Source organism: Nisaea sp. (genome assembly GCF_017640745.1).
In the GTDB taxonomy this organism is placed as follows: Bacteria; Pseudomonadota; Alphaproteobacteria; order Thalassobaculales; family Thalassobaculaceae; genus Nisaea.
Genome location: NZ_JAEPQA010000004.1, coordinates 121725 through 144981, shown reverse-complemented (window position 1 = coordinate 144981; position 23257 = coordinate 121725). Strand labels below are relative to the sequence as shown.

Here is a 23257-nt window from a genome sequence, read left to right as displayed (position 1 = left end):
GCGGGTTCTTGTTCTGCCCAGCCCCGAGAGTTTTCCCTCATGATTTCCCTCAAGGCCCCCTGGCGGATCGGCGTCGATGTCGGGGGCACCTTCACGGATATGGTCGTCGCCGGTGCGGACGGCGCGCTGCACGTCTTCAAGGTGCCGTCGGTGCCGTCCGACCCGGCGAAGGGGGTGATGAACGCGGTGGCGAAGGCGGCGTCGGATCTCGGTCTCTCCGAAGCCGGTTTCCTCGGGCAATGCACCTTTTTCGCGCACGGCTCGACGGTGGCGACCAACACGCTTCTGGAACGCAAGGGCGCGCGGGTCGGGATGCTGACGACCGCGGGGTTCCGGGATTCCCTCGAGATCCGTCGCGGCATCCGGCCCAATCCCTGGGACCATCGCACGCCCTATCCGGAGGTCCTGGTGCCGCGCTATCTGCGCCGTCCGGTCGCCGGACGGCTGGACACGCACGGGCGGGAGCTGACGCCGCTCGATCTCGATCAGGTGCGGGAGATCGGCGCACGCTTCCGCGCCGAGGGTGTGGAGGCGGTGGCGATCTGCCTGATGAACGCCTTCGCCAATCCGGCGCACGAGATCGCAGCGGCGGAGATTCTGGCCGAGAGCTGGGGCGGCGGCTGGATCGCCCGTTCGAGTGCTGTCGCACCGATCATCGGAGAATACGAGCGCGGCTCGACCACCGTGGTCAGCGCCTATGTCGCGCCGCGCGTGGTCGGCTATCTGCAGGAGCTCGAGGCGGCGCTGGCGGCGGCCGGCCTCCGCCACAAGCTCTTCATGCTGCAATCGAACGGCGGCGCGGTTTCGGTCGGGCAAATCGCGGAAAGGCCAGTCAACCTGATCCTCTCCGGCCCGGCGGCCGGAGTCGGCTCGATGCGGCATCTGGCGCAGGTCTCCGGCCATGACGACCTGCTCTCGATGGAGATCGGCGGCACGAGCTGCGACGTCATGCTGATGTCCGGCGGCCGGATCGCGATCACGGACGAGCTTGCCGTGGCCGATTACGACCTCGTCATCCCCTCGGTCGACATCCACACGGTCGGGGCGGGTGGCGGCACCATCGCCGGGGTGGACGGGGCAGGCATGCTTTTCGCCGGACCGAAAGGCGCCGGCGCCGATCCCGGACCGGCCTGCTACGGCCTCGGCGGGAGCGAGCCGACAGTGACCGACGCCAATCTCGTGCTCGGCCGCCTGAAGCCCGGCGTCTATGCCGGCGGGTCGGTCACGCTGGATCTGGAGAAGGCCCGCGCGGCGGTGCGGAGCCGGGTCGCCGATCCGCTCGGGCTGAAGATCGAGGAAGGGGCCGCCGGGATCATCCGTCTGGTCGAGCAGAACCTGCTGCATGCGGTGGAGCGGATCTCCATCCAGCGCGGACAGAATCCGCGCCGCTTCCGGCTCGTCGCCTGCGGCGGGGCCGGGCCGATGCATGGCGTGCCGGTCGGGCGCAGGCTCGGCTGCGCTTCGGTCTATGTCCCGCGCCAGGCGGGTGCCTTCTGCGCCCTCGGCATGCTGCATTCCGACGTGCGGCAGGATTTCATGGACGTGCATTTCCAGGATCTCGATACGCTCGCGGCACAACCTGTCGAGACCCGCTATCGGGCGCTGGAGGAGCGGGCGAGGAGCCTTCTTGCGGACGAGGGCTTTGCGGAAGAGGGCATGCAGACCGAGAGGGAGCTGGACCTGCGCTATGACGGCCAGCAATGGGACCTCCGCATTCCGGTCGCACCGGCGGATGGCGCGGAGGCGATCCGTGCCGCCTTCGAGCGGGAGTACGAACAGCGCTTCGGCCATCTCGTGCCGGGCGGCCGCATCCTGATCACCGCGCTCCGCGTGGTCGGCAAGGGCCTGCTGCCGCCGCTTGCCGAAGCGAGGATGCCAAGGGCCGAGGGCCCGGCAGTGCCGGTGGAACGGCGCCCGGTCTTCATCGATGAGCGGCACGGCATGATGGAGACGGCGGTCTATCGCGGCGGCGATCTTCTGCCGGGGCATGACTTGCCGGGGCCGCTGCTGATCGAGGAGGCGACGACGACGATCTTCGCCGGTCCGGGCGACCGGGTGACGGTCGATGCGGCGGGGAACTATCTGATCAGCTTCGAGGACAGGGAGGGTGCGGCATGAGCGCGAAGACCGGTAATGCCGCCGATCCGGTCCTGCTCGCCCTGACGCAGAACCGGCTCGACCATATCTCGCAGCAGATGGGTCATGTGATGGTGCGCACCGCGCGCAGCCCGATCTTCAGCCAGGCGCACGATTTCACCTGTTTCATCGCCGGCCCGGACGGTCGGGTGACGGCGCAGGCGGACGGTATTCCGATCCATAGCGGCGGCGGCGGTTTCGCCGCGCGCGCGATCCTAAGGGACTTCGCGGACGATATCGCCGACGGCGACGTCTTCCTGCTGAACGATCCCTGGGCGGCGGGCGGCAATCACCTGCCGGACTGGGTGATCGCCCGCCCGGTCTTCGTCGGCGGGCGGCTGGTCTCGCTGGTCTGCAACCGCGCGCACCAGTCCGACATCGGCGGCGGCGCGGCCGGGACCTACAATCCGGAGGCGACGGAGGTCTGGCAGGAAGGCGTCCGGCTGCCGGTGCTGAAGCTGGTCGAGGCCGGGAAGGTCCGCCGTGATCTCTGGAAACTGCTGCTGCTGAACACCCGCACGCCGGACCTGCTGGAAGGTGATCTCGGCGCCATGCTCGGTTCGACCAAAATCGGCGGGGAGCAGGTCGCGAGTCTGGTGGAGGAGCTCGGGGTCGAGGAGGCGCTCGGCTATTTCGACGGCATCCTCTCCCATGCGGCGGGCCGCATGGGTGCCGCGCTCGCGGAGTTGCCGGACGGGGTCTACGAGGGCGAGGAGCGCAGTGACAACGACTGCTTCGAGCTGCGCGACATCTGGGTCCGCGCGAAGGTGACGATCGCGGGCGGCCGGGCGACGGTCGACTTCACCGGCACCGATCCGCAGATCCGCGGTTTCAAGAACTCCACCCTCGCGAACACCCATTCGGCGGTCTACACAGCTTTCGCTTCCTTCTTCGACCCGGCGATCCCGCGCAACGAGGGCACTTTCTCCGTCATCGATATCGTGGCGCCGGAAGGCAGCCTGGTGAATGCGCGGGAAGGCGCGCCGACCACCATGGACACGGTCTTCGTCGCGCATGAGATCATCCACGCGGTCTGGAAGGCGCTGAATCAGGCGGCCCCGGAGCGCGCCGCGGCCGGTTGGGCGAAGAATATCTTCGGCGTCACATCCGGCCACGGCGGGGAAGGCCGACCCTACGTCTTCTATCACGGTCTGGCGGCGGCAGGCGCCGGTGCGGTCGAAGGCCGCGACGGATTCAACCAGATCGGCCATCTCTGCACTCTCGGCGGCCTGACCATTTCCAATGCCGAAACCTACGAGCGGCTCTATCCGGTGCATTTCCGGCGTCAGGAACTGCGCAATGACGGCGGCGGGGCAGGCCGGTGGCGCGGCGGCACGGGAGCTCATTACGATGTCGAGATTAAGACCCCCGCGCTCTATTCCTTCCGCGGCGAGGGCCTGCGCTATGAGACTGGCTTCGGGATCAAGGGCGGCGCCTACGGGGCTGCCGGAGAGATGCATGTCCAGGAAGAAGGCGCGGCGCTGGAGCTTGCCCCGAAATTCGGCCTGAAACGCATGGGCGCGGGCCGCCTGACGGCAAGCTCGCCGGGCGGTGGCGGCTGGGGCGACCCGAAGACGCGTCCCCTCGAAGCGGTCTGGCGCGACTGGCGCGATGGCCTTGTGTCGACCGAAGCCGCGCGGAAGAGCTACGGCGTGGCATTTGTCGGAGATCCTGACGATCCGGGTTCGACGTTCGCCGGGTCTCTCGATGCCGCTGAAACCGCACGCCTGCGGGCGTCCTGAGCCGCTTCGGCGCGCGGTCTTTCCCAAGAGTCGCCCCCAATGGTCGCCAAAGGGTGTTCCGGTGCGGGCCGGACTCTCGTCCCGATGGTCCGGTTATTGCTTTTGCTCTTTCCACCGCCCGGCATCGCGCCGGGCTGCACCGGAAAGGTGAGAGCGGAACAGAATGTCGATCGTCTTCAATGCGGATTATCCCGGCACCGGGTTCGTCGCGGCCGAACGGAGCGTGCAGTGGCACCTCGGGTTCGCGCCGGGCGCCGGAACGGCCGATATCGTCGAGACCCAGCTTTCGGGGGAGCGGATGATGCGCCGCGCCACGGACCGCGATCCGACGGAGGTCTCTCCCGAGATGCCGGCCGAGATGGCGGGGACTCCCGATACGCAGACGGCGATCCGGAACCTGCTTGCAGCTTACGGAGAAGACGAGGCGCGGGACCATTTCGATGTGAAGGGCGTCGAGCCGACGGGGCGGATAGACAGTTACGACATCGCATTGATCAATCCTGCGACGGAAACCACACCGCAGCCGGCACGGGCCGCGGAGGTGTCTGAATTCTCCGTTCTGCACGAGATGCCCGGAAACTCGATCATGAGTGCGGAGGACTTCCTGCTGCTCTGAGGCCGGTCAGTTTGCTTTCGCCCTTGCCTTCTCGTTAGGGATGCGGCGCAGGGCCGGTGTGGAGGCTTTCTCGAAAGTCCCGATATAGTCGCGGGTCAGCGGCACCGCTTCGATGTCCTTCGCCAGCTGGATCTGGAAGACCATGTGGCCCATGCGCCGGAAGGCGAGTTCCGAGCCGATCAGGTACATCTCCCACATCCGGCAGAAGCGCTCGTCGTAGAGCTCCGCCATCTCGTCTCGGTGCTGTTCGAAGCGCTCGCGCCAATGCCGAAGGGTCTCGGCGTAATGCAGGCGCAGGATCTCGATATCGGTTGCCCAGAGCTTCTCGCGTTCGATCGCCGGCAATACCTCGGAAAGTGCGGGCGAGTACCCGCCCGGAAAGATGTAGCGGCGGATCCAGGGATTGGTGACGCCCGGCCCGTCATGCCGGCCGATCGAATGCAGCAGCGCCACGCCGTCGTCCTTCAGCAGGGTCCGCACCTTGGCGAAGAACTCGCCGTAATGGCCGACCCCGACATGCTCGAACATGCCCACGGAGACGACCCGGTCGAACTGCTCCTCGAGCAGGCGGTAGTCGCGCAGCTCGAAGCGGACCCGATCCTCGAGACCGGCGGCGCGGGCGCGCTCCGTTGCGTATCTATGCTGCTCGACCGACAGGGTGACGCCGAGCACCTCGACATCCGCCATCCGGGCGAGCGCGAGCGCGAGACCGCCCCAGCCGCAGCCGATATCGAGCACCCTCTGACCCGGTTTCAGCAGCAGCTTTGCCGCTATATGGCGGATCTTCGCCTCCTGAGCGGCGTCCAGTCCCATCTTCGGGTGGGTGAAATAGGCGCAGGAATACTGCCGTTGCGGATCGAGGAAACTGTCATAGAGCGCATCGGAGAGATCGTAATGATGCGCGACGTTGCGCCGGGCGCGGTGCAGCGGATTGTGCTGCTGCAATCGGCGCAGCAGCGCCGCCGTGCCGTCGATGATCCGCTGCAGCGGATGCGCCGCCAGCCGGTCAAGATTGACTGCCGCGATGTCGACGAAATCGTAGAGTGTACCTTCTTCGATCGTCAGCCGGCCGTCCATATAGGCCTCGCCGACGGCCATTGTCGGATACAGGCCGAGGCGGAGGTCCGTTTTCCAGTCGTGAATCCTGAGTGTCACCTGCGGCGTGCCGGTACCGACGGTCCGGCGCCGTCCCGACGGGTCGACAACAACTATCGTTCCCGTCCTGACCACTTGGGTCAGCAGCTTCGCAAAAAACATCTGACGCCCACCCCACCAACGGCGAAGGCGTAAACCGGAGCGCAGACGATCGCTCCGGCCTCGCGATCGCATGTTTCACGGATGTGTTGTGGTTAATGATGCGCCCAAATGGGGAAAAATTCAAATGGCCTCACTCTTGGTGAGGCTTCATGGGGGTCTGCCCGGGCCGGTCAATTTCCCGGTATCGCCGGTGCCGTCCCGGTCAGGCCGCGAAGACGTGCAGGTCCCGCCGCTTGAAGAACTCGACATACTCGCGGATCGTCGCTTCCAGCATGGCACGCTCCTCGGCCGGCCGGACGTCGGGCATGATGAAGTCTTTGACCGGTTCCCGGCAGAAATCGTCCCAGTGATCCCGTTCGAAACGTCCTTCCGCCAGCAGCTGGCTGTAGAACGGAGTCTCCGCAAGTGGCGAGAGAATATTGAAGTAGGGAATCCTGATGTTCATTTCCTCGATCAGCGAGGGGAGCCTGCGGCGGTATTCTTCGGTTTCCCCGGGTGATCCGAGAATGAAATAGCCGAGAATGTCGATGCCATGCTTTGCGCAGTGGTTGGCGAATTTCTCCACATGTTTCACGCGCTGCGACTTCTTCAGGTTCTCGAGCACAGTGTCATCAAGGCTCTCGATACCGACATGCAGTCTCTTGCACCCCGCCGCCGCCAGTTCGGCGACGACTTCCTCGCGAACCTCGACCGTGCCGCGCGCGCTCCAGTCGATATTGACCCCGCGCGAGGTTAGTTCCCGGCTGATGTCGACGACCCGGCTTTTACGGATGTTGAACGCGTCGTCGAGGATATGGATCGAGGTGGCACCGTAATCGATCAGGTCCTCGAATTCATCGCCCACACGCTCCGGGCTCTTGAAATTGAAGGTCTTCTGCTGCACGTCGCAGTAGATGCAGCTGAAGGGGCAGCCCTTTGAAGTGAACAGGGGAAGGCGAAGCCGACCGACGTCGAAGAGAAGGTCTTCGTTCTTCTCGATATAGTAATCTTCCTTGTTGAGGAGCCGGCGGGCGGGCAGCGGGAGAGCGTTAAGGTCGGCCTGGCCGCCATCGAAGATCCCTTTCGGACACCCGTCGGCAAGCCATTTCGGGAAGGTAACCTCCGCATCGTCGATGAAGACGGCATCGGCGCCCTGTTCGAGTATATAGGCCGAACTCTTGGTCGTGTGCGGGCCGCCGACGACTTTCACCGGCGCAGAGCAGCGCTTCAGGATCTGGACCATAGACCAGGCGCGATAGGTGACGACGGACAGACCGAGAATGTCAGGCTCGAAGGCTTCGATTTCGGCGATCGTTTCCTCAAGCGTCAAGCCGCGGCTGGCCGCGTCCAGCACCTTGACCTCGTAATCGGGCGGGATGCAGGCGGCAATGCTGAGAACGCCGAGCGGCATGTATTTGACGGCGCTGTTCTTGTAGAACTTGTCCGTGACCTTGTCGCGCACCTCGCCTTCATAGGGCATGACCGCAAGGAGGATTTTCCGGGGGCGCAGATTTGGCAGCCAACTGACCTTCGGGATCATTGAAGCCTTCCTTTCGACAGCATTCTGTTGTCTCGCGAATCAGGGCAAATCAGGCTCTCGCCAAGCGTCGCATCACTCACCAAGTCAAAGGCAAAGCAAAACTAGTGCCACAAGTCGCAATCCCGAAAATAGCATATTCACAACTTATTGGATACCGGCCCCGCAAGGGCCAACAGGCGCGCACTTCCGAACGTTTGCGCCTATCGGGGTGAACCCGGAGAGACCCGTGCGGACATGACTGGGATCCTGCTCCCGCCTCATTTGCTCGCGCGAACGAGATCCTCGAAACGCTCGTCGACGCCGAATCCGAGATCGATCAGATCGCGTTGGACGACGATCGCTTCCTCGAGCTTGGGATTGCTGTTCCGAATGCGTGCGGGCGGCGTGGAAGACTCGTCGGCAAAAAGGATGAACCCGTCGATTTCGGGGTCCGGGGAGCGCAATGGGAAGGCGCAGGCTTCAGCCGGCAACTCTGTTCCGTTGGAATAGCGCTGAATAAGCTCGACGCGAAAGCCGCAGGGAACGCTGACCACCATGTCCATCGACCGCATCGCATGGCTGCGCCGGGCCGGGTTGACGAGATCGTAGTAGTTGTGGCCGACGAGTTTGCGTCCGAACCTGGAGCGTATTTCTTCGCCGGCGATCCGAAAGGCGCAGGCGGAGCCGAGCTTGACCGCGGCAAGCGCGACATTCGCCATCGCCGGCGCGATACCTGAGAGGTCGAGACCGTTCTTGCACGGAATCTCTCCCTCCGCCCGCTCTAGGAGGGCTGCATAGGCGGACGCTACGAGGCGGCAGCTCTCGGTCCTGAATCCGGGCAGCGCGGCGGCTACGCTTGCGTAATAGCCAGGTCGGCGGGTGGCCCAGCGCGACATGTTGTTTCCCCCAAAGGCACACGGGACGACCAATCCCCCGACGGTTACGCCCGCGTGCAAGCCAGACAGAAAATGCATCGCAAGGCTTTCGAAAGGGTAAACGCTGGATCTCGGGGGGCGTCCGACTGGCGCAGGGAAACCTTAAGGCCAGCGCAAGCCCTAAACTGCGGCATGTCACCATCTTGCGGTTTCGGCCCCGTCTCTATATGTCTAGCGCCCCGTCGACGGTCCGCGTTCAGCGGCGCGCCGTACGACAGCGCGTCGAGAAGACGCCGGTAACCGATCCGGACCTGTTCCTGCATGAGCAAAATTCAGAATCCGTCCCTGCCTAAGGACAAGATCAAGTTTCTCCTTCTCGAGGGGATTTCCGAAACCGCCACGCGGCAGCTCGAGCTGGCCGGGTATTCCTGTGTCGAGCGCCATGCCAAGGCTCTCGAAGAGGAGGCGCTCAAGGACGCGCTGGCCGATGTGCGGCTGCTCGGCATTCGCTCCCGGACCAAGGTGACTGAAAGCGTGATCGCCTCGACGGACAAGCTGATCGCGCTCGGCTGTTTCTCGGTCGGCACCAACCAGGTCGATCTCGAGGCCGCGAAGCGCAAGGGCATTCCGGTCTTTAACGCGCCGTTCTCCAATACGCGCAGCGTCGCGGAGCTGACGATCGCAGAGATCGTCATGCTGTTCCGGCAAACCTTCCCGCGCTCCGTCGGCGCGCATGAGGGCCGCTGGGAAAAGTCCGCGATTGGCAGCCGAGAGGTCCGGGGCAAGACCCTCGGGATCGTCGGTTACGGAAATATCGGCACCCAGCTCGCGGTGCTGGCCGAAGCGATGGGGATGCGGGTGATCTTCTTCGACCGGACGGACAAGCTGCGTCATGGCAATGCGGAGCCGGCGGAGAGCCTGGATGCGCTGCTCGAAGCCTCCGACGTGGTCTCGCTGCATCTGCCGGAGACGCCCGAGACGAAGGACATGATCGGCGCGCGCGAGATCGGCAAGATGAAAAAGGGCGCCTGTCTCATCAACAATGCCCGCGGCACGATCCTCGATGTCGCCGCGCTCGCGGCGGCTCTCAAGAGCGGCCATCTCGCCGGGGCGGCGGTGGACGTCTTCCCTGTGGAGCCGAAATCCAACGCAGACGTCTTCAACTCGCCGCTTCAGGGGCTGGACAACGTGATCCTGACCCCGCATGTCGGCGGGTCGACCGAGGAGGCGCAGGAGCGTATCGGCGAGGAAGTGATCCGCAAGCTGATCGAATATTCCGATGTCGGCTCGACGGTCGGCGCGGTGAACTTCCCCGAGGTGCAGCTTCCGCCCCGCCCGGCCGGGACTCGCTTCATCCAGGTCCAGCGCAATCTGCCGGGAGAACTCGGCCGCCTGAACGATGTCTTCGCCGCCTACAACGTCAATATCGCCGCCCAGCATTACCAGACGGACGGCGAGATCGGGTACGTGGTGCTTGATGCCGAGGGGCATGTCGAGAAGTCGGACGACCTGATCCGAGAGGTTCGGGCGCTCGACGGGACGATCCGTGCCCGGGTGCTGAACAGCATCGACTGACTTGGAGCCGGCCCGAGCCCGGGACTAGACTGCGAACGGGCGCGGGGGGCTTCATATGGAATCGGTTCTGGAAATCATGCGGCGCGACGATCTGATCGCGCTTGCTCTCTTCATGGTTTGCTGGCTGGGCTACGAGAGTTTCGTGGCCGTCAGCATCCGGCGCGGCAAGGGTCTCCCTGCCGCGATGCAGGCCTGGCGCCGGGACTGGTTCTCCGCCGCGGTCGAGCGCGAGAACCGCATCATCGACGTCCAGATCGTCCGCTCGCTCGCCGGAAATTCCGCCTTCATGGCCTCGACGAGCATTTTTGTCGTGGGCGGTCTCGCCGCCGTCTTTGGCGCTTCGGAGCAGGTGGTTGCGGCGCTGAACCGGTTCAGTTTCCTGATCGAAACCTCGCAGGACAGGTTCGGCCTGAAGATCGCGCTGCTGATCTTCATCTTCACCTTCGCGTTCTTCCGTCTCGCCTGGTCGATCCGGCTTCACAACAATGCCGCCGTCGTTCTGGGCGCGATCCCGCAGCCCGAGTTCAGGGACCAGAGGGAGACCGGTATTGCGCGGGCGGCGGTGGCGGCCGAACTCGCGAGCCTCGCGGCGCGGCACTATAACGGCGGCGTGCATTCCTATTATTTCGGGCTGGCGGTCTGCACCTGGTTCCTGCATCCCTTCGCTTTCATGGCCGCCTCGCTCTGGGTGGTGGCCATCCTCTACAGGAGGGAATTCCGCTCCCGCGCCCTCAGGACCGTCCGGCGCAGCTAGAGGTCCTTGGCAAATCGCAGTCCGTCGTAGATTGCCGCATGGATATTGCGCGACGCCACCGCGTCGCCGATCCGCGCGAGAAAGAAGCGGCTCTCCGGATTGCGGGCCGGGTAGGCGTCCGCGCCCCGGATCAGCGCCTTGTAGTCGACGGCGCCCAGATTGCGCGATTGAGGTTTCAGGGCGAAATAGAGCTCGTCCAGCGGCAGCGTACCGTGTTCCATCACCACGTGATCGACCTCGCGCTCCTCGGTCCGCTGGTCATAGTCCGATCCCAGCGTCGCGGTCAGGGCGTTCCCGTTCCGGGTCACGCCGGTGAGCCTCGTGTTGATGGTGATCCGGCTTGCGGAGCGGTGCAGCGAGGCTGCGTAAGGCACGTGGTTGAGGCCGCCGATCTCCGGCGCGAAAAACCGTTCCGGCGTGACGATCTCGACCACCGCGCCCTTGTCGATCAGCATTTCCGCCGCCTGCATCGCGGGATGGCCGCCATTGTCGTCATAGACCAGCACCCGGCCGCTCGGGCTGACCTCGCCCGAGAGGATGTCCCAGGTCGAGTGCACGAGCTCATTGCCGGTTTCCAGGATCTCCGGGTTCGGCAGACCGCCGGTCGCGACGAATACCATGTCCGGTTCTTCCGCGAGGACGTCCGTTGCCTCGGCGTAATGATTGTAGCGGATCTCCACGCCCGCGGCCGCGAGCTGTTCGAGGCGCCAGTCGACGATCCCGATAAGCTCCGAACGGCGTTTGCTCTGCGCCGCGAGGCGCACCTGGCCGCCGGCTTCGGGTCCGGCCTCGAAGACGGTGACCGAGTGGCCCCGCGCGGCGGCGACGCGCGCGGCTTCGAGTCCGGCGGGACCGGCGCCGACCACGATAATCCGTTTTCTCGGCCCTTCCGCCGGTGAGATCACCTGCGGCATGGTCAGCTCGCGCCCGGTGGCGGCATTGTGGATGCAGAGCGCCTCGTGGCCCTCGTAGATCCGGTCGAGGCAGTAGGTCGCGCCGACACAGGGCCGGATGTCCTGCTCGCGTCCCTGACTGAGCTTCAGGGCAATATGCGGATCGGCGATATGGGCCCGGGTCATGCCAACCATGTCGAGCTTGCCTTCCGCGACGGCGTGCCGCGCGGTGGCGACATCCTGGATCCGGGCGGCGTGGAACACCGGGAACTTGGTCTCGGCACGGACCTCGCCCGCGAAATCGAGATGCGGGGCGGAGGCCATGCCCTGGATCGGGATTACGTTCGAGAGCGCGGCGTCGCTGTCGATATGACCGCGGATCACGTTCAGGAAGTCGATCTGCCCGGTGCCGACCAGACGCCGGCAGATCTCGATCCCCTCCTCGCGGGAGAGGCCCTTCTCCCATTGCTCATCGGCCACCAGCCGCAGCCCGACGATGAAGTCCGGTCCGACGCGATCGCGGATACTGTCGAGCACCCGGCGGGTAAAACGCAGCCGGTTGTCGAGGCTGCCGCCATGCTCGTCGCTGCGGAAATTCGTCGCAGGAGACCAGAAGCCGTCGAGCAGATGGCCGTAGCATTCGAGCTCGATGCCATCCAAGCCGGCGGCCTGCATGCGCTCGACGGCGGTTGCGTAATCCGCCGCGATCCGGTCGAGATCCCAGTCCTCGGCCTCTTTCGGGAAAGCCCGGTGGGCGGGTTCGCGCACGGGGGAGGGGGCGAGGACGGGAAGCCAGTCGGCCTCGTTCCAGTTGGTGCGGCGGCCGAGATGGGTCAGCTGGATCATCACCGCGGTGCCGTATTCGTGACAGTCGTCGGCGAGCCGTTTCAGATAGGGAACGATCTCGTCCTTGTAGGCATAGAGGTTGCCGAAAGCGGCGGGACTGTCCTCGGAGACGACGGCGGAACCGGCGGTCATGGTAAGCGCGATGCCGCCCTTCGCCTTTTCCAAATGATAGAGCCGGTAGCGGTCGGTCGGCATGCCGTCCTCGGAATAGGACGGTTCGTGCGATGTCGACATCAGCCGGTTGCGCAGGGTCAGGTGCTTCAGCTGATAGGGCTGCAGCAGCGGGTCGCTCGACATGGGCCTTCTCCGGGTCGGAAGGGACATTCATCCGGAGGCTAGCACTCCCGCAGGACCGCATTCGTTCCTTGCCGACATTTTTGCCGCTCCTAGAAGATTCCGGCCTCCAGTCCGGCCGCGATTCCGGCGCCGAGCTCCCTGCATTGATCGACGAAGTTGGGATCGTAGGCTCCCCGGCAGACCAGCGGTTCCTGGACGGCGCGCCAGCGCAGGCCCGTGGTGATGCTCGCAACGGCGCGGCACGTACCGGTGCCGTCATGTCCGGCGCGCACGAAAAGGGCATAGGGCAGGCCTTGGGTTTCCTCGAGGCAGGGATAGTAGATCCGGTCGAAGAAGTCCTTCAGCGCCCCGCTCATGTAACCGAGATTCTCGGTGGTTCCGAGCAGGATGGCGCCGCAGGTCCGCACCGCGTCTGCGTCGGCCTCGAATGGTGTGAGGCAGCGGACGGTCACGGCGGATCCGCCGGCCTCCCGGGCGCCGTCAAGGGCCGCGTCGCGCAGGGCTTTCGTGTTTTCGGACGGCGCGTGAGCGACGATCAGCAAGGATCTGGACATGGGTGCCAGCCTAGCAAACCGGGGACCGCGCCGCGCAAGTCCTATTCGTGCCGTCACGGCATCGCTGGTTTTCCCGTGTTTTCGCCCCACATTGCGGCAGGGCGGCTTGCGGCGTGGTTTCTTCCGCGTAGAGTCCCCGCAAATCGGCGCGGCCCGGCCGCGCGCACGAACCGGAGAAAGACACGAAATGCCCGACTCCCAGCAGATCCTCTCGAACGATGTGATCGACACGCTCCTCAACCGGGTCAGCGTCCGCAAATACACCGACGAGCCGGTGAGCGAGGCGATGGTCGAGACCATCCTGAAGACCTCTTTCCGCGCGCCGACCTCCTCGAACATCCAGGCCTACAGCGTGGTCGTGGTGCGCGACGCGGAGAAGCGCAAGGCGCTCGCCGCCGCCTGCGGCGGTCAGCGCCATGTCGCCGAGGCGCCGGTTTTCCTCGCTTTCTGCGCCGACCTGACGCGGATCGAGGACGCGCTCGTGCGCAACGGCCACAGCATCGAAAGCAACAATCTTGAAACCGGACTGGTTTCCGCGATCGACGCCGCGCTGGTTGGCATGTCGGCCTATCTCGTCGCCGACAGCCTCGGCATCAAGGGCGTGATGATCGGCGGCGCCCGCAACAAGCCGGTCGAGGTCGCCCGCATTCTCGGTCTGCCGCACCGCGTCTTCTGCGTCTTCGGCATGTGCCTCGGCTGGCCGGAGGAAGCGCCCGCGCAGAAGCCGCGCATGGACTATGACGGGCTGGTGCATTTCGAGGAATACGGCAAGAGCCGGACCGGCGCGGATGCGAAGAAGATCGTCGACGATTATGACGATGCGCTGGCGAAACATTATCGCGGGCAGGGACGGCAGACGACGGACGCGTCCTGGTCCGACGACATGGATAAGAAGTTCCATCCGTGGCTGCGTGACGACCTGCGCGAGCGGCTGAAGGAACTCGGCTTCGATTTCCGCTAGAGCGGGCAAACCGCCTTAAAGCGGATCTGAAAACAAGGGGAGGATCAGATGGACTGGAAAGACCGCCGCCGGAAGTTCCGGCAGGTGATCGGGGGGACGCGCTGCATCCGCCCCGGTTCCGTGCATGACGCATTGTCGGCGCGGATCGCGGAGGATCTCGGCTTCGAGGCCGGAATGCTCGGCGGCTCCGTCGCTTCGCTCGCCGTGCTCGGTGCTCCGGACGTCATGGTCCTCACCCTGAGCGAACTTGCCGGGCTGGTGCTGCGGATCAACCGCGCGGGCAACCTGCCGCTGATGATCGATGCCGATCACGGCTTCGGCAATGCACTCAATGTGCGGCGCACGGTGGAGGAACTCGAGGTGGCCGGCGCGGCCGGTCTCTCGATCGAGGATACCGACCTGCCGGAGCCTTACGCCAGCCACGGCAAGACCCGCCTCCTGTCACTCGAGCAAGGTGTCGGCAAGATGCGCGCCGCGCTTGCCGGTCGTCAGGACCCCGATCTGGTGATCGCGGGCCGGACCAGCGCACCCTCGGTCACCGGGCTCGAGGATGCGATCGCCCGGGCGAAGGCCTATGAGGAGGTCGGGGTCGACGCGATCTTCATGATCGGACTGAAGACCCGCGCCGACCTCGATGCCGTGTCCGCGGCTGTCAAGCTGCCCCTGATCATCGGCGGGGTTCCGGCGGAGCTGGACGACTGGGACTATCTCTCGGAGCGCCGGGTGCGCATCGCGCTTCAGGGGCATCAGCCGATCTCCGCGGCGATTGCAGCGATCGAGCAGACCCTGCGGGCGCTCCGTGATGGAGCCCATCCGTCGGAAATCGGCGGGCTCGCCGATCCGGACCTGATCCGGCGCGTCACCCGTGCGGACGATTACGAGGCGCTGGCGGATCGCACCCTCGGGCGTTGAAGCAACCGGCCTCGGCATGTCCGAATGGTGAGGAAATCCGCCGATTCGCAGCTGGGTTTGCGGCCGGGCGGCTGGAGCCGGGATTATCTATGCGCGAAGGTCTCGGCGCCGGTCGGTAAATGGGGAGACGCTCGCGGCACACCCGGCGCCGCCGGGCGATATCCTTCTACAACCGTGAATTTTGCCGTTCGAACAGTCAGTTATGAATTTGCCGCCGGCCCCTGTCGGCCGATACGGGAATTTTGCACTGCAACAGCCTGAAGTAGGGGAGGCGAAAAGCCCCGCGTATCAATTCCCTTTCCGGTGCGGTTCAGGCAGTCTGCTGCCGATCAGCTGCCGAATCTAACGACAGGGACCCAGAACCGCGCCATGGACAGCCCGGCGGCCTATACCGCTATTTTGCGCCAGGAAGAGTACCAGAATGCGATCCCGTCGGAGCTTCGCGGTCCCGATCTTGTGGTTCGGCGCCGGACGCCCGGGTTCGAGGCGCTGTTGCGGGAATTGTCGGTTGAGGGATTGGATGCTGTCGACCCGGGCTATCTGTCACTGCTCCGCTCGGTGCTTGCCGGAGGCGAGCCGCGCAGCAGGAACCTCCGTGCGACTGTGGACGATGCGGCCCGGTTTCTGCGCATCGATGTCTACCCCTGTTTCTCCGACGACGGCGCCGTTGCCGGCGTGATCGTGGTCGCCGCGGACAACGCACCGGCGGCGCGGCGAGAGAACGCAATCCTCCGCAATCTCGAACTCGAGCGCTCCCGGTTCGACGATTATCCGGTGGGCACCTCGGATGAGGACTGGACCGGTGCGCGCCGGGTTCTGGAGCGACTGAGCCGGGAAGGGCATACCGACTTTCGGCAATATGTCCGCGAGCATCCGGAGATCCTGACGGACCTCGTTGCCGGCGCTCGTGTCGTGGATCTGAACGAAGCAACCGTGCGGACCTATAACGCACCGGACAAGCGCGCGCTGATCGACCACTTCAATCAGCCCCCGGATCTATCGAGCTACAATCAGGAGACCGGGTATTCGGATATTTTCGTCTCGCTGCTCGCGCGTTTCTTCGCCGGCGAGACCAAGGTCGTCGTCGAAGGCTGGGACCGGACGTTCGACGGCAAGGATATCTATCTGCGGACGACCACGAGCGTCATGCCCGGTTTCGAGCATAGCTGGGGCTGGGTCCTGCAGACGGTCGAGGACATCACCGACCGCAAGCAGATGGAGGATCAGCTGCGGGAGGCGCAGGAGCGCTACGAACTTGCGGTCGAGGGCGCCCGCGACGGTCTCTGGGACTGGAATTTCGGCGCCGGCGAGTTCTTTGCTTCGGCGCAGATGTGCCGCACGGTCGGCTGGGGTGATGTAGCGCGCACCATGTCGCCGAGGGAATCCGCGAGACACATTCACCCGGACCATCGCAAGGCGGTCCGTCGTGCTCTGATCCGTCATCTGCGGTCCGACGTGGACACCTTCTCTCTGGAGTACCGGACTCACGACAGGAAACAGGGCCCGGTGTGGGTCTCCAACCATTGCCGCGTCGTCCGCAATGCGTCCGGGAAAGTGATCCGGATGGCCGGGTCGGTCACCGACGTGACCGCCCGCAAGCAGCACGAGAACGAGCTGCGCATGGCCAAGGAGCAGGCCGAGATCGCGAACCGTGCGAAGACCGAGTTCCTGGCCAACATGAGTCACGAGCTGCGGACGCCGCTCAACGCCATTCTCGGCTTTTCCCAGACCATCGAGTCCGAGCTTTTCGGCGCTCTGCCGAACGCAAAATACAAGGAATATGCAGGGGACATTCACAGCAGCGCCCTGCATCTGCTCGAGGTGATCAACGACATTCTCGACATGTCGAAGATCGAGGCGAACGAGTTCGTGGTGTCCGATGACTTGTTCGACGCCACCGCGGCGGTGAGGCGCTGCGTCCGCTTCATGAGCGAGCGGGCCGCGCGCAAGGGCATCGAGATCGCCGTCTCCATCGAGGCGGAGCGGATCGCGATCGAGGCGGACCAGCGCATGTTCCGGCAGATCATGCTGAACCTGCTCTCGAACGCGGTGAAATTCACGGACAGTGGCGGCAAGGTCTGGGTCGAGGGCGGCGAACTGGTCGACGGCCATCTCGAATTTCGTGTCGGCGATACCGGGATCGGCATGGCGCCGGAGGATGTGGAGATCGCGCTGACGCCCTTCGGTCAGGTCGGGAAGGGCCGGATGGTGGCGCAGGAGGGCTCCGGGCTCGGGCTTTCGATCGTCGCCCGGTTGATGACCCTGCATGGCGGCGACCTGGCAATCCACAGCGAGCCCGGGAAAGGTACTCTGGTCGTCCTGCGTTTTCCGGGCGAGCGCTTCAGAGCCGATATCCTGGCCTGATCCTTGAGCCCGTCCGCGGAAAGGTCACGCTGCTGTGATTTCCTTTCATGTGCCTGCGAGCGTCGGATGCATTACCTCCAAGCTGACCCGGTAAGCGGAACAGGCGAGGTGGCAGGTGGCCGAGGAAACCAACGTGGGTAGCGGACTGGACGAGGAGCGGGGCCGGAGCGGATGGCTGTCCCGGCTTGTTCCGGTTCTTTGCCTTGTGCTCGCCACCGCGTTGTTCTTCGCCCTCGGACTGGACCGCTATGTCAGCCTCGAGCTGCTGCGTGACAACCGAGAGCTGCTGACGGGTTTCGTTTCCGACCATTATCTTCTGGCGGCGCTCGCCTTCATTGCGCTCTATGCCGTGGTGACCGGGCTTTCGGTTCCGGGTGCGGCGGTGCTCACCCTGAGCGGCGGGTTTCTGTTCGGCACCGTTGGCGGCACGGCCTATGCCGTTGTCGGCGCCACGCTCGGCGCGACGGCGATATTTCTTGCCGCCCGCACCGCCTTCGCCGATGCGCTGCGGGCGCGGGCCGGCCGCGCGATCGGCATGATGCGGGAAGGTTTCCGCAGGGATGCCTTCAATTACCTCCTGTTCCTCCGCCTCGTCCCGGCCTTTCCGTTTTTCCTGGTCAATCTGGTGCCGGCGTTTCTCGGCGTGTCGACCCGGACCTACATCCTCGCCACCGTGATCGGGATCATCCCCGGCGGGTTCGTCTTCGCCTCGGTCGGCGCAGGCCTCGGGAGTATTTTCGACCAGGAGGGCGAGATCGGCCTCGCCGACGTGATGACGCCTGAGATCATTCTGGCCATGGTCGGGCTCGGCGTTCTCGCGCTGGTGCCGGTGATCGCCAAACGCCTGCTCGGACGGGGAGCGCCGCGCAACTAGCGCCGGCGGCGCGGCTTCTTGTGCCAGTCGTTGAAATCCGGCGGCCGCCGTTTCACCCAGTCGATGAACCTTGCTATCTCGGGATGGGCCCGGATCCTTTCCGCGTCCGGATAGTCCCGGGCCAGTTCGGTTTCGCTGAAGAGCGCGTGGATCTTGCGGTGGCAGACCTGGTGCATCCAGTCCCAGTCACGGCCGTCGCGGGCCCGCGGGATCCAGTGATGGCGGTCTACGGCCACGCCCTCGAGCATCGGCCGGCGGCAGATCGGGCAAAAAGCCGGGAAATCCTTGTCCGCAGCGGCGTCCGGAGTTGTTTCGGGAGTGCGGCGTTTCCTCAAATCGATTGCGCTCCGTTCCGATCCTTCCCATCTTTAGCGGGTAATCGAAGGAGCGGAAATCACCGATGGCACAGAAGCACGAACTCAACTGGGACGAGGACGCCCCGGCGGGGAGGTCCCTCGCGCCGTGGATAGCGCGCGCCGGTGGATACGGCTTCATCCTGCTCGTCCTGGCCGTCGCCGCCTATTATCTCGTGGGCATGGCGCTGACGCACCGGATCTCCGACGATGTCGATCAGGCGCTGAGCGAGACGCCTCCGGGTGCCAGCCGTGCGGTGCAGATGGCGGCCGATCTGATTTATCGTGAAACCGAGCAGAATTCCTGGACCGCCAACAATCCCTTCTTCCTGCCGGGCTACATGCTCGACAACATGCCGAATTACCAGCAGGGCATCATCTCCGCGCTTAGCCGTTTCGCGATCGAAATGTCTGACCAGCTTGGCCGGACGCGCGGAACGAGCGAGGTCGACAGGGACCTCGACAAGGCGGCGGGGCTGCTGAAATGGCCTGGCACCGTCTGGCATTTCGACCTCTCGACCTCCTGGGCGCCGACCACGCCGGCGGAAAAACAGTACCTTGCCGCCCGCAAGGCGCTGCTCGCCTATAACGACCGCCTGGCGGCCGGCGATGCCGTGTTCGAGAAACGGGCGGACAATCTGCAGGCGACTCTGGAGCGGATGACCGCCGATCTCGGTTCTGCCTCTGCAGTGATCGACCGGCATCTGATGCAGGCCGGCGGTTGGGGCGTGGACCGCAAGGTCGACGACATCTTCTACAACGTGAAGGGCCGTCTTTACGGCTATTACATGCTGCTGCGCGAACTCGGCGTCGATTTCGACCGGGTGATCCGGGACCGCGAACTCACCGCCGCCTGGAGCCAGATGCTGGAGTCCATGCGCGCCGGCGCACAGCTCGACCCGCTGGTGATCGTGAACGGCACGCCGGACGGCCTGTTCTTCCCGAGCCATCTTGCAGTGCAGGGCTTCTACCTGCTGCGCGCCCGCACCCAGCTTCGGGAAATCACCAATATCCTGCAGAAGTGACCGGACTTACTTGTCCTGGTCCTTTGGCTGTTTCGCGGTTGCGGAACTGAGTTCGGCGAGCTGTTTCTGCAGCAGCATCATCTGCTCCTGCAGGGATTGCAGGGCATCCGCCGCACCCTTGGCCGCGTCCTGGGAGGAGGGTTTCGCGCTGCTCTCGGGCGCCCCGTTGCCTTCTGCATCTTGCTGCCGGTACGGATTGAAGAGCCGCATGGTCTGCTCGAGCATCGCCATGTTCTGCTTACCCATTTCCTCGAAATGGGAGAACGGGAACAGACCGCCGAGCGCTTCCTGCATATAGTCGCGGGTCCGGTCCTGCTCCTTGGAGAAGGCGGCCATCGCGAACTCGAGATAGCGCGGAACGACCATCTGCAGATTGTCGCCATAGAAGCTGATCAGTTGCCGCAAGAAGCTGATCGGCAACATGTTTTGCCCCTTGGCCTCTTCCTCGACGATGATCTGGGTGAGCACCGGCCGGGTGATGTCCTCGCCGGTCTTGGCGTCATAGACGACGAAATCCTGGCCGTCCTTCACCATCTGGCAGAGGTGATCGAGCGTTACGTAGCTGCTCGTCGCCGTGTTGTAGAGACGCCGGTTGGCGTACTTCTTGATCGTGATGACCCCGGAGGCATTCTTGGCCGATCCCGGGGCTCCCGTTTCGGAGGTATTCTGGGCCGCCCGTTTGCGCTGAGTTGCCATGCCGGTTTCCCTTTTGCTTCCGCCCTGCGCGCCATCACTGAGTTTCACGGCGCAATGATCGGCGATTTTGCATCGCACTACGGAAAAGCCTATTCGGAAATTCTTTCGTTGCAATGCGAAATATTGCCATGATCTTTCCGGCAATTGAAATTTTGCCGCAAGGATTGCGGAAATCCGCGCAGGCGTTCAGGATTCGCCCGGCGCTGGACGCGCCAGTGAAACCGGCGGACAATTGGCGGCTCGGGACGAATGCCGAAACAGATCGACTATGACGCGCTGGCCCGCAGCTTTCTTGATCTTTGGCAGGATCAGGCGAGCCGGCTGGCCAGGGATCCCGAGATGCGTGCCATGGCGGAGCAATGGACGGCCATGTTCATGCCCTTCGCCCACGGTGCCGCGCCGCGGGCGGATCCGGAGCGGCAGGAGGACGGTTTTTCACCGGACTACCGGGCGGGTGGCATCGGCCGTGCACGGGGCGCTAGCGGGATAGGAGATACGGGTGGCGACGACGGGAACGGCAACAGACAGTCCGGCGCGCCAGGGGCGGCTGGGCCCGCGTCCCCTGCCGCTGTACCTGACGACCGCGATGCTGAACTGGAGCGGCTCGCGGCTCGCGTCAGAGAGCTTGAGGAACGGCTTGCCGGCCTGGAATCACGCGCTCGAGAGCGTGCAGCAGGATCTGGAACGGCAGCTGAAAGACAACGGCGAGGAGACAGCCGGAAGCGCCGCTCCTGACGAGGGAGATGCCTGGCGCGACTTCGTTGCCGCGGTCGACCGCGCGATCCTCGAACGCAGCCGGGATCTGCTCGACGCGATCCTGATCTACCGCAAGCATCCCTACAAACGTGAAACGGAACCGGCGCCGGTCGCCTGGCGCGCCGGGACCACCTCGCTGCTCGATTACGGCACGCGCAATCTCGACGGCCCCCCGGTGCTGGTCATCCCGTCGCTGATCAACCGCTTCTACATTCTCGATCTCAAATCCGACCGCTCGCTGCTGCGCGATCTCGAAGCGCGGGGCTACCGGCCTTTCGTCATCGACTGGGGCCGTCCAGGCGCCGAGGAGGCGCGTTATCATCTTACGGACTATGTCGCGGGCCGCCTTGAAGCGTGTCTCGATGCAGTGCGCGCGATCACCGGCAAGCCGCCTCTCGTTCTCGGCTACTGCATGGGCGGCCTGCTCGCGCTCGCGCTCGCGGCCCGCCGCCAGCGTGACATGCGGGCGCTCGGCCTGCTGGCGACGCCGTGGGACTTCTCCGCCGGCTCGCCGCCGGTCGCGGCCTTCCTTCCGCTCATTCGTCCGCTTCTGATGCTGGCGTCGGACCAGGGCAAGGTGATCGGCACCGATCTGCTGCAGGCACTGTTCCACATGCTTGACCCGATGCTGGTGATCAAGAAGTTCCTGCGCTTCGGCGAGCTCGAGGCCGACGGGGCGGCGGCGGAGGATTTCGTCGCGCTGGAGGATTGGCTGAATGACGGGGTGCCGCTCTCGGGGCCGGTCGCGGCGGAAGCGCTGCTTGGCTGGTATGGGGAGAACCAGCCCGGGCGCCTGCTGTGGAAAGTGGCCGGCCGCACCATCGATCCGGGTCAGATTTCCCTGCCGGCAAAGGTGATCATTCCCTCGCGCGACAGGATCGTTCCGCCGCCATCTGCGGAACCTCTCGGGGGACTTTTGCCGCATGCCGAAACTCTGCATGTGCCGCTCGGCCATGTAGGCATGATGGCAAGTACGAATGCAAAGAAGGCGGTCTGGGAACCGCTCGGCGCGTGGATGGAGGAGTACGCATAATGAGTATCGCAGTGTCCGGCATGAACGAGGCGGACAATACGGATCCGACGGAGCGGTTTCTGTGCCTGCACGAGATCGTCGCGGCGGCCCAGGCGGCGCTGGATCCGAATATATGGAACTATCTGCGCGGCGCGACCGAGACGGAGACGACGGCGAAGCGGAACCGGATGGCGCTCGACAGCGTCGCCTTCCGTCCCCGGGTCCTGAATGACATGCGCGAGGTTTCCGTCGGCGGCCGGTTGCTGGGCAAGGATCTGACCCTGCCGGTGCTTCTGGCGCCGGTTGGGTCGCTGGAAAGCTTCGAGCCCGGCGGCGGCAAGACCGCGATGCGGGCCGCGGCCGGTTTCGGCAACGCTCTCATGCTGAGCAATGTCGGCACCATCCCGATCGAGGAGGTCGCGGCGGCGGCGGACGGGCTGCTGATCTCGGCGCTCTACAAGCGCGGCGACGACGGCTGGCTCGACGAGCAGGTGCAGCGGGCGAAGGATACCGGCTGCTTCGCGGTCTCGCTGACCGTCGACAGCGCCTATTACAGCCGCCGAGAGCGGGATATCGCCGCCCGCTTCGTGAAGCCCTGGCGCGCCGGCTCCGGTGCGGACTGGCAGGCGGCGCTGAACTGGAAGGACGTGGCGCGCTTCAAGGAGCGCTATGACATTCCGCTCATCCTGAAGGGCATCGCCACGGCTGAGGATGCGAAGATGGCGGTCGAGCGCGGCGTCGACGTGGTCTATGTCTCGAACCATGGAGGCCGGCAGCTCGACCACGGGCGCGGCTCTCTCGATGTATTGCCGGAAGTGGTCGAGGCGGTTGCCGGGCGGGCCGAGATCGTCGTCGACGGCTCGATCCAGCGCGGCACGGATCTGGTCAAGGCCATTGCGCTCGGCGCCAACGCGGTCGGCATGGGGCGTCTGTTCTGTTGCGGCCTCGCCGCGGCGGGTGAGGCCGGTGTGCTGCGCATGCTTTCATTGCTGCGTGACGAGGTGCGGACGGCGGTCGCCCTGCTCGGCGTCAATTCCCTTTCCGAGGTTGGCGCGCGCCATGTCCACCCGGCCGCGCCGGCGACGGAGCCGGGTGTCTTCAGTGCGTTCCCGTTGCTTTATCCGGAGAGTTCACAATTTTGATCTGGAACAAAGCAGCGGTCGTGAATTGCCTGTAGGAGGCTATTGTGTGACGGTGCTTCGAACAGGCCGCCGCCGGGCGGCGGCCTTTTCTGTTGGCTAGGAGCGCCGGGGTCGGCGCG

Annotated in this window: 19 protein-coding genes; 12 read left to right on the top strand and 7 right to left on the bottom strand. The window is 64.9% G+C overall.

Going from position 1 to position 23257, the window contains the following annotated elements; genetic code table 11:
• Nucleotides 1-39 precede the first annotated feature (39 nt).
• The 3 genes from JJ959_RS04990 (at nucleotide 40) to JJ959_RS04980 (ending at nucleotide 4494) form a co-directional block, all read left to right on the top strand.
• Entirely contained in the window at nucleotides 40-2118 is a 2079-nt protein-coding gene (locus tag JJ959_RS04990) for a hydantoinase/oxoprolinase family protein (RefSeq protein ID WP_292880300.1), read from the top strand.
• On the top strand, nucleotides 2115-3878 hold the full coding sequence (locus JJ959_RS04985; RefSeq protein WP_292880297.1) for a hydantoinase B/oxoprolinase family protein: 1764 nt from the start codon (nucleotides 2115-2117) through the stop codon (nucleotides 3876-3878). The genes JJ959_RS04990 and JJ959_RS04985 overlap by 4 nt, the downstream gene beginning before the upstream one ends.
• A 163-nt stretch (nucleotides 3879-4041) precedes the next feature.
• On the top strand, nucleotides 4042-4494 hold the full coding sequence (locus JJ959_RS04980) for a hypothetical protein (protein WP_292880294.1): 453 nt from the start codon (nucleotides 4042-4044) through the stop codon (nucleotides 4492-4494).
• A 6-nt stretch (nucleotides 4495-4500) separates the two neighbouring features.
• Here the strand turns inward: JJ959_RS04980 and JJ959_RS04975 are convergent, their stop codons facing one another.
• From JJ959_RS04975 to JJ959_RS04965, 3 genes are all read right to left on the bottom strand, one after another.
• Complete coding sequence (locus JJ959_RS04975) at nucleotides 4501-5751, bottom strand: cyclopropane-fatty-acyl-phospholipid synthase family protein (protein ID WP_292880291.1); 1251 nt, start codon at nucleotides 5749-5751, stop codon at nucleotides 4501-4503.
• 202 nt (nucleotides 5752-5953) lie between these two features.
• Nucleotides 5954-7270 carry a radical SAM protein gene (locus JJ959_RS04970; RefSeq protein ID WP_292880290.1) on the bottom strand — a complete coding sequence of 439 codons (1317 nt, stop codon included), beginning with the start codon at nucleotides 7268-7270 and terminating at the stop codon, nucleotides 5954-5956.
• A gap of 257 nt (nucleotides 7271-7527) precedes the next feature.
• Nucleotides 7528-8145: a PAS domain-containing protein gene (locus tag JJ959_RS04965; RefSeq protein WP_292880287.1), complete on the bottom strand. Its 618-nt coding sequence runs from the start codon at nucleotides 8143-8145 to the stop codon at nucleotides 7528-7530.
• Nucleotides 8146-8445: 300 nt separating this feature from the next.
• Here JJ959_RS04965 and serA point away from each other — a divergent pair, with 300 nt between their 5' ends.
• A complete protein-coding gene (gene serA, locus JJ959_RS04960) occupies nucleotides 8446-9699 on the top strand; it encodes a phosphoglycerate dehydrogenase (RefSeq protein WP_292880286.1) in 1254 nt (417 codons plus the stop codon).
• A 55-nt stretch (nucleotides 9700-9754) separates the two neighbouring features.
• On the top strand, nucleotides 9755-10453 hold the full coding sequence (locus JJ959_RS04955) for a DUF599 domain-containing protein (RefSeq protein WP_292880283.1): 699 nt from the start codon (nucleotides 9755-9757) through the stop codon (nucleotides 10451-10453).
• Here the strand turns inward: JJ959_RS04955 and JJ959_RS04950 are convergent.
• Both JJ959_RS04950 and JJ959_RS04945 read right to left on the bottom strand, forming a co-directional pair.
• Complete coding sequence (locus JJ959_RS04950) at nucleotides 10450-12489, bottom strand: NADH:flavin oxidoreductase (RefSeq protein ID WP_292880280.1); 2040 nt, start codon at nucleotides 12487-12489, stop codon at nucleotides 10450-10452. The genes JJ959_RS04955 and JJ959_RS04950 overlap by 4 nt on opposite strands.
• 89 nt (nucleotides 12490-12578) lie before the next feature.
• Nucleotides 12579-13043 carry a flavodoxin family protein gene (locus tag JJ959_RS04945; protein WP_292880277.1) on the bottom strand — a complete coding sequence of 155 codons (465 nt, stop codon included), beginning with the start codon at nucleotides 13041-13043 and terminating at the stop codon, nucleotides 12579-12581.
• 187 nt (nucleotides 13044-13230) lie between these two features.
• Here JJ959_RS04945 and JJ959_RS04940 point away from each other — a divergent pair, with 187 nt between their 5' ends.
• The 4 genes from JJ959_RS04940 (at nucleotide 13231) to JJ959_RS04925 (ending at nucleotide 18154) form a co-directional block, all read left to right on the top strand.
• Nucleotides 13231-14004 carry a nitroreductase family protein gene (locus JJ959_RS04940; protein ID WP_292880275.1) on the top strand — a complete coding sequence of 258 codons (774 nt, stop codon included), beginning with the start codon at nucleotides 13231-13233 and terminating at the stop codon, nucleotides 14002-14004.
• Nucleotides 14005-14052: 48 nt separating this feature from the next.
• Nucleotides 14053-14916 carry an isocitrate lyase/PEP mutase family protein gene (locus JJ959_RS04935; protein WP_292880272.1) on the top strand — a complete coding sequence of 288 codons (864 nt, stop codon included), beginning with the start codon at nucleotides 14053-14055 and terminating at the stop codon, nucleotides 14914-14916.
• 369 nt (nucleotides 14917-15285) lie between these two features.
• The gene (locus JJ959_RS04930; protein WP_292880270.1) at nucleotides 15286-17280 is read left to right on the top strand and encodes a sensor histidine kinase; all 1995 of its coding nucleotides are present in this window, start codon (nucleotides 15286-15288) and stop codon (nucleotides 17278-17280) included.
• A gap of 133 nt (nucleotides 17281-17413) precedes the next feature.
• On the top strand, nucleotides 17414-18154 hold the full coding sequence (locus tag JJ959_RS04925) for a TVP38/TMEM64 family protein (protein WP_292880268.1): 741 nt from the start codon (nucleotides 17414-17416) through the stop codon (nucleotides 18152-18154).
• Here the strand turns inward: JJ959_RS04925 and JJ959_RS04920 are convergent.
• Nucleotides 18151-18489 (bottom strand): HNH endonuclease, encoded by a 339-nt coding sequence (locus JJ959_RS04920; RefSeq protein WP_292880265.1) that lies wholly within the window; start codon nucleotides 18487-18489, stop codon nucleotides 18151-18153. The genes JJ959_RS04925 and JJ959_RS04920 overlap by 4 nt on opposite strands.
• A 65-nt stretch (nucleotides 18490-18554) precedes the next feature.
• Between JJ959_RS04920 and JJ959_RS04915 the strand changes: the two genes are divergently transcribed.
• Complete coding sequence (locus tag JJ959_RS04915) at nucleotides 18555-19532, top strand: DUF2333 family protein (RefSeq protein WP_292880262.1); 978 nt, start codon at nucleotides 18555-18557, stop codon at nucleotides 19530-19532.
• A 6-nt stretch (nucleotides 19533-19538) separates the two neighbouring features.
• On the opposite strand, the gene phaR is transcribed toward JJ959_RS04915, so the two are convergent.
• On the bottom strand, nucleotides 19539-20228 hold the full coding sequence (phaR, locus tag JJ959_RS04910) for a polyhydroxyalkanoate synthesis repressor PhaR (protein ID WP_292880260.1): 690 nt from the start codon (nucleotides 20226-20228) through the stop codon (nucleotides 19539-19541).
• 499 nt (nucleotides 20229-20727) lie between these two features.
• Here phaR and JJ959_RS04905 point away from each other — a divergent pair, with 499 nt between their 5' ends.
• On the top strand, nucleotides 20728-22017 hold the full coding sequence (locus tag JJ959_RS04905; RefSeq protein WP_292880257.1) for an alpha/beta fold hydrolase: 1290 nt from the start codon (nucleotides 20728-20730) through the stop codon (nucleotides 22015-22017).
• Complete coding sequence (locus JJ959_RS04900) at nucleotides 22017-23138, top strand: alpha-hydroxy acid oxidase (protein ID WP_292880254.1); 1122 nt, start codon at nucleotides 22017-22019, stop codon at nucleotides 23136-23138. The genes JJ959_RS04905 and JJ959_RS04900 overlap by 1 nt, the downstream gene beginning before the upstream one ends.
• Nucleotides 23139-23257 lie beyond the last annotated feature (119 nt).

Bases quoted from the DNA above. Each gene is read 5' to 3' on its own strand.
- JJ959_RS04990 (WP_292880300.1), top strand. From the start codon at position 40: ATGATTTCCCTCAAGGCCCCCTGGCGGATCGGCGTCGATGTCGGGGGC.
- JJ959_RS04985 (WP_292880297.1), top strand. From the start codon at position 2,115: ATGAGCGCGAAGACCGGTAATGCCGCCGATCCGGTCCTGCTCGCCCTG.
- JJ959_RS04980 (WP_292880294.1), top strand. From the start codon at position 4,042: ATGTCGATCGTCTTCAATGCGGATTATCCCGGCACCGGGTTCGTCGCG.
- JJ959_RS04975 (WP_292880291.1), bottom strand. From the start codon at position 5,751: ATGTTTTTTGCGAAGCTGCTGACCCAAGTGGTCAGGACGGGAACGATA.
- JJ959_RS04970 (WP_292880290.1), bottom strand. From the start codon at position 7,270: ATGATCCCGAAGGTCAGTTGGCTGCCAAATCTGCGCCCCCGGAAAATC.
- JJ959_RS04965 (WP_292880287.1), bottom strand. From the start codon at position 8,145: ATGTCGCGCTGGGCCACCCGCCGACCTGGCTATTACGCAAGCGTAGCC.
- serA (WP_292880286.1), top strand. From the start codon at position 8,446: ATGAGCAAAATTCAGAATCCGTCCCTGCCTAAGGACAAGATCAAGTTT.
- JJ959_RS04955 (WP_292880283.1), top strand. From the start codon at position 9,755: ATGGAATCGGTTCTGGAAATCATGCGGCGCGACGATCTGATCGCGCTT.
- JJ959_RS04950 (WP_292880280.1), bottom strand. From the start codon at position 12,489: ATGTCGAGCGACCCGCTGCTGCAGCCCTATCAGCTGAAGCACCTGACC.
- JJ959_RS04945 (WP_292880277.1), bottom strand. From the start codon at position 13,043: ATGTCCAGATCCTTGCTGATCGTCGCTCACGCGCCGTCCGAAAACACG.
- JJ959_RS04940 (WP_292880275.1), top strand. From the start codon at position 13,231: ATGCCCGACTCCCAGCAGATCCTCTCGAACGATGTGATCGACACGCTC.
- JJ959_RS04935 (WP_292880272.1), top strand. From the start codon at position 14,053: ATGGACTGGAAAGACCGCCGCCGGAAGTTCCGGCAGGTGATCGGGGGG.
- JJ959_RS04930 (WP_292880270.1), top strand. From the start codon at position 15,286: ATGGACAGCCCGGCGGCCTATACCGCTATTTTGCGCCAGGAAGAGTAC.
- JJ959_RS04915 (WP_292880262.1), top strand. From the start codon at position 18,555: ATGGCACAGAAGCACGAACTCAACTGGGACGAGGACGCCCCGGCGGGG.
- phaR (WP_292880260.1), bottom strand. From the start codon at position 20,228: ATGGCAACTCAGCGCAAACGGGCGGCCCAGAATACCTCCGAAACGGGA.
- JJ959_RS04900 (WP_292880254.1), top strand. From the start codon at position 22,017: ATGAGTATCGCAGTGTCCGGCATGAACGAGGCGGACAATACGGATCCG.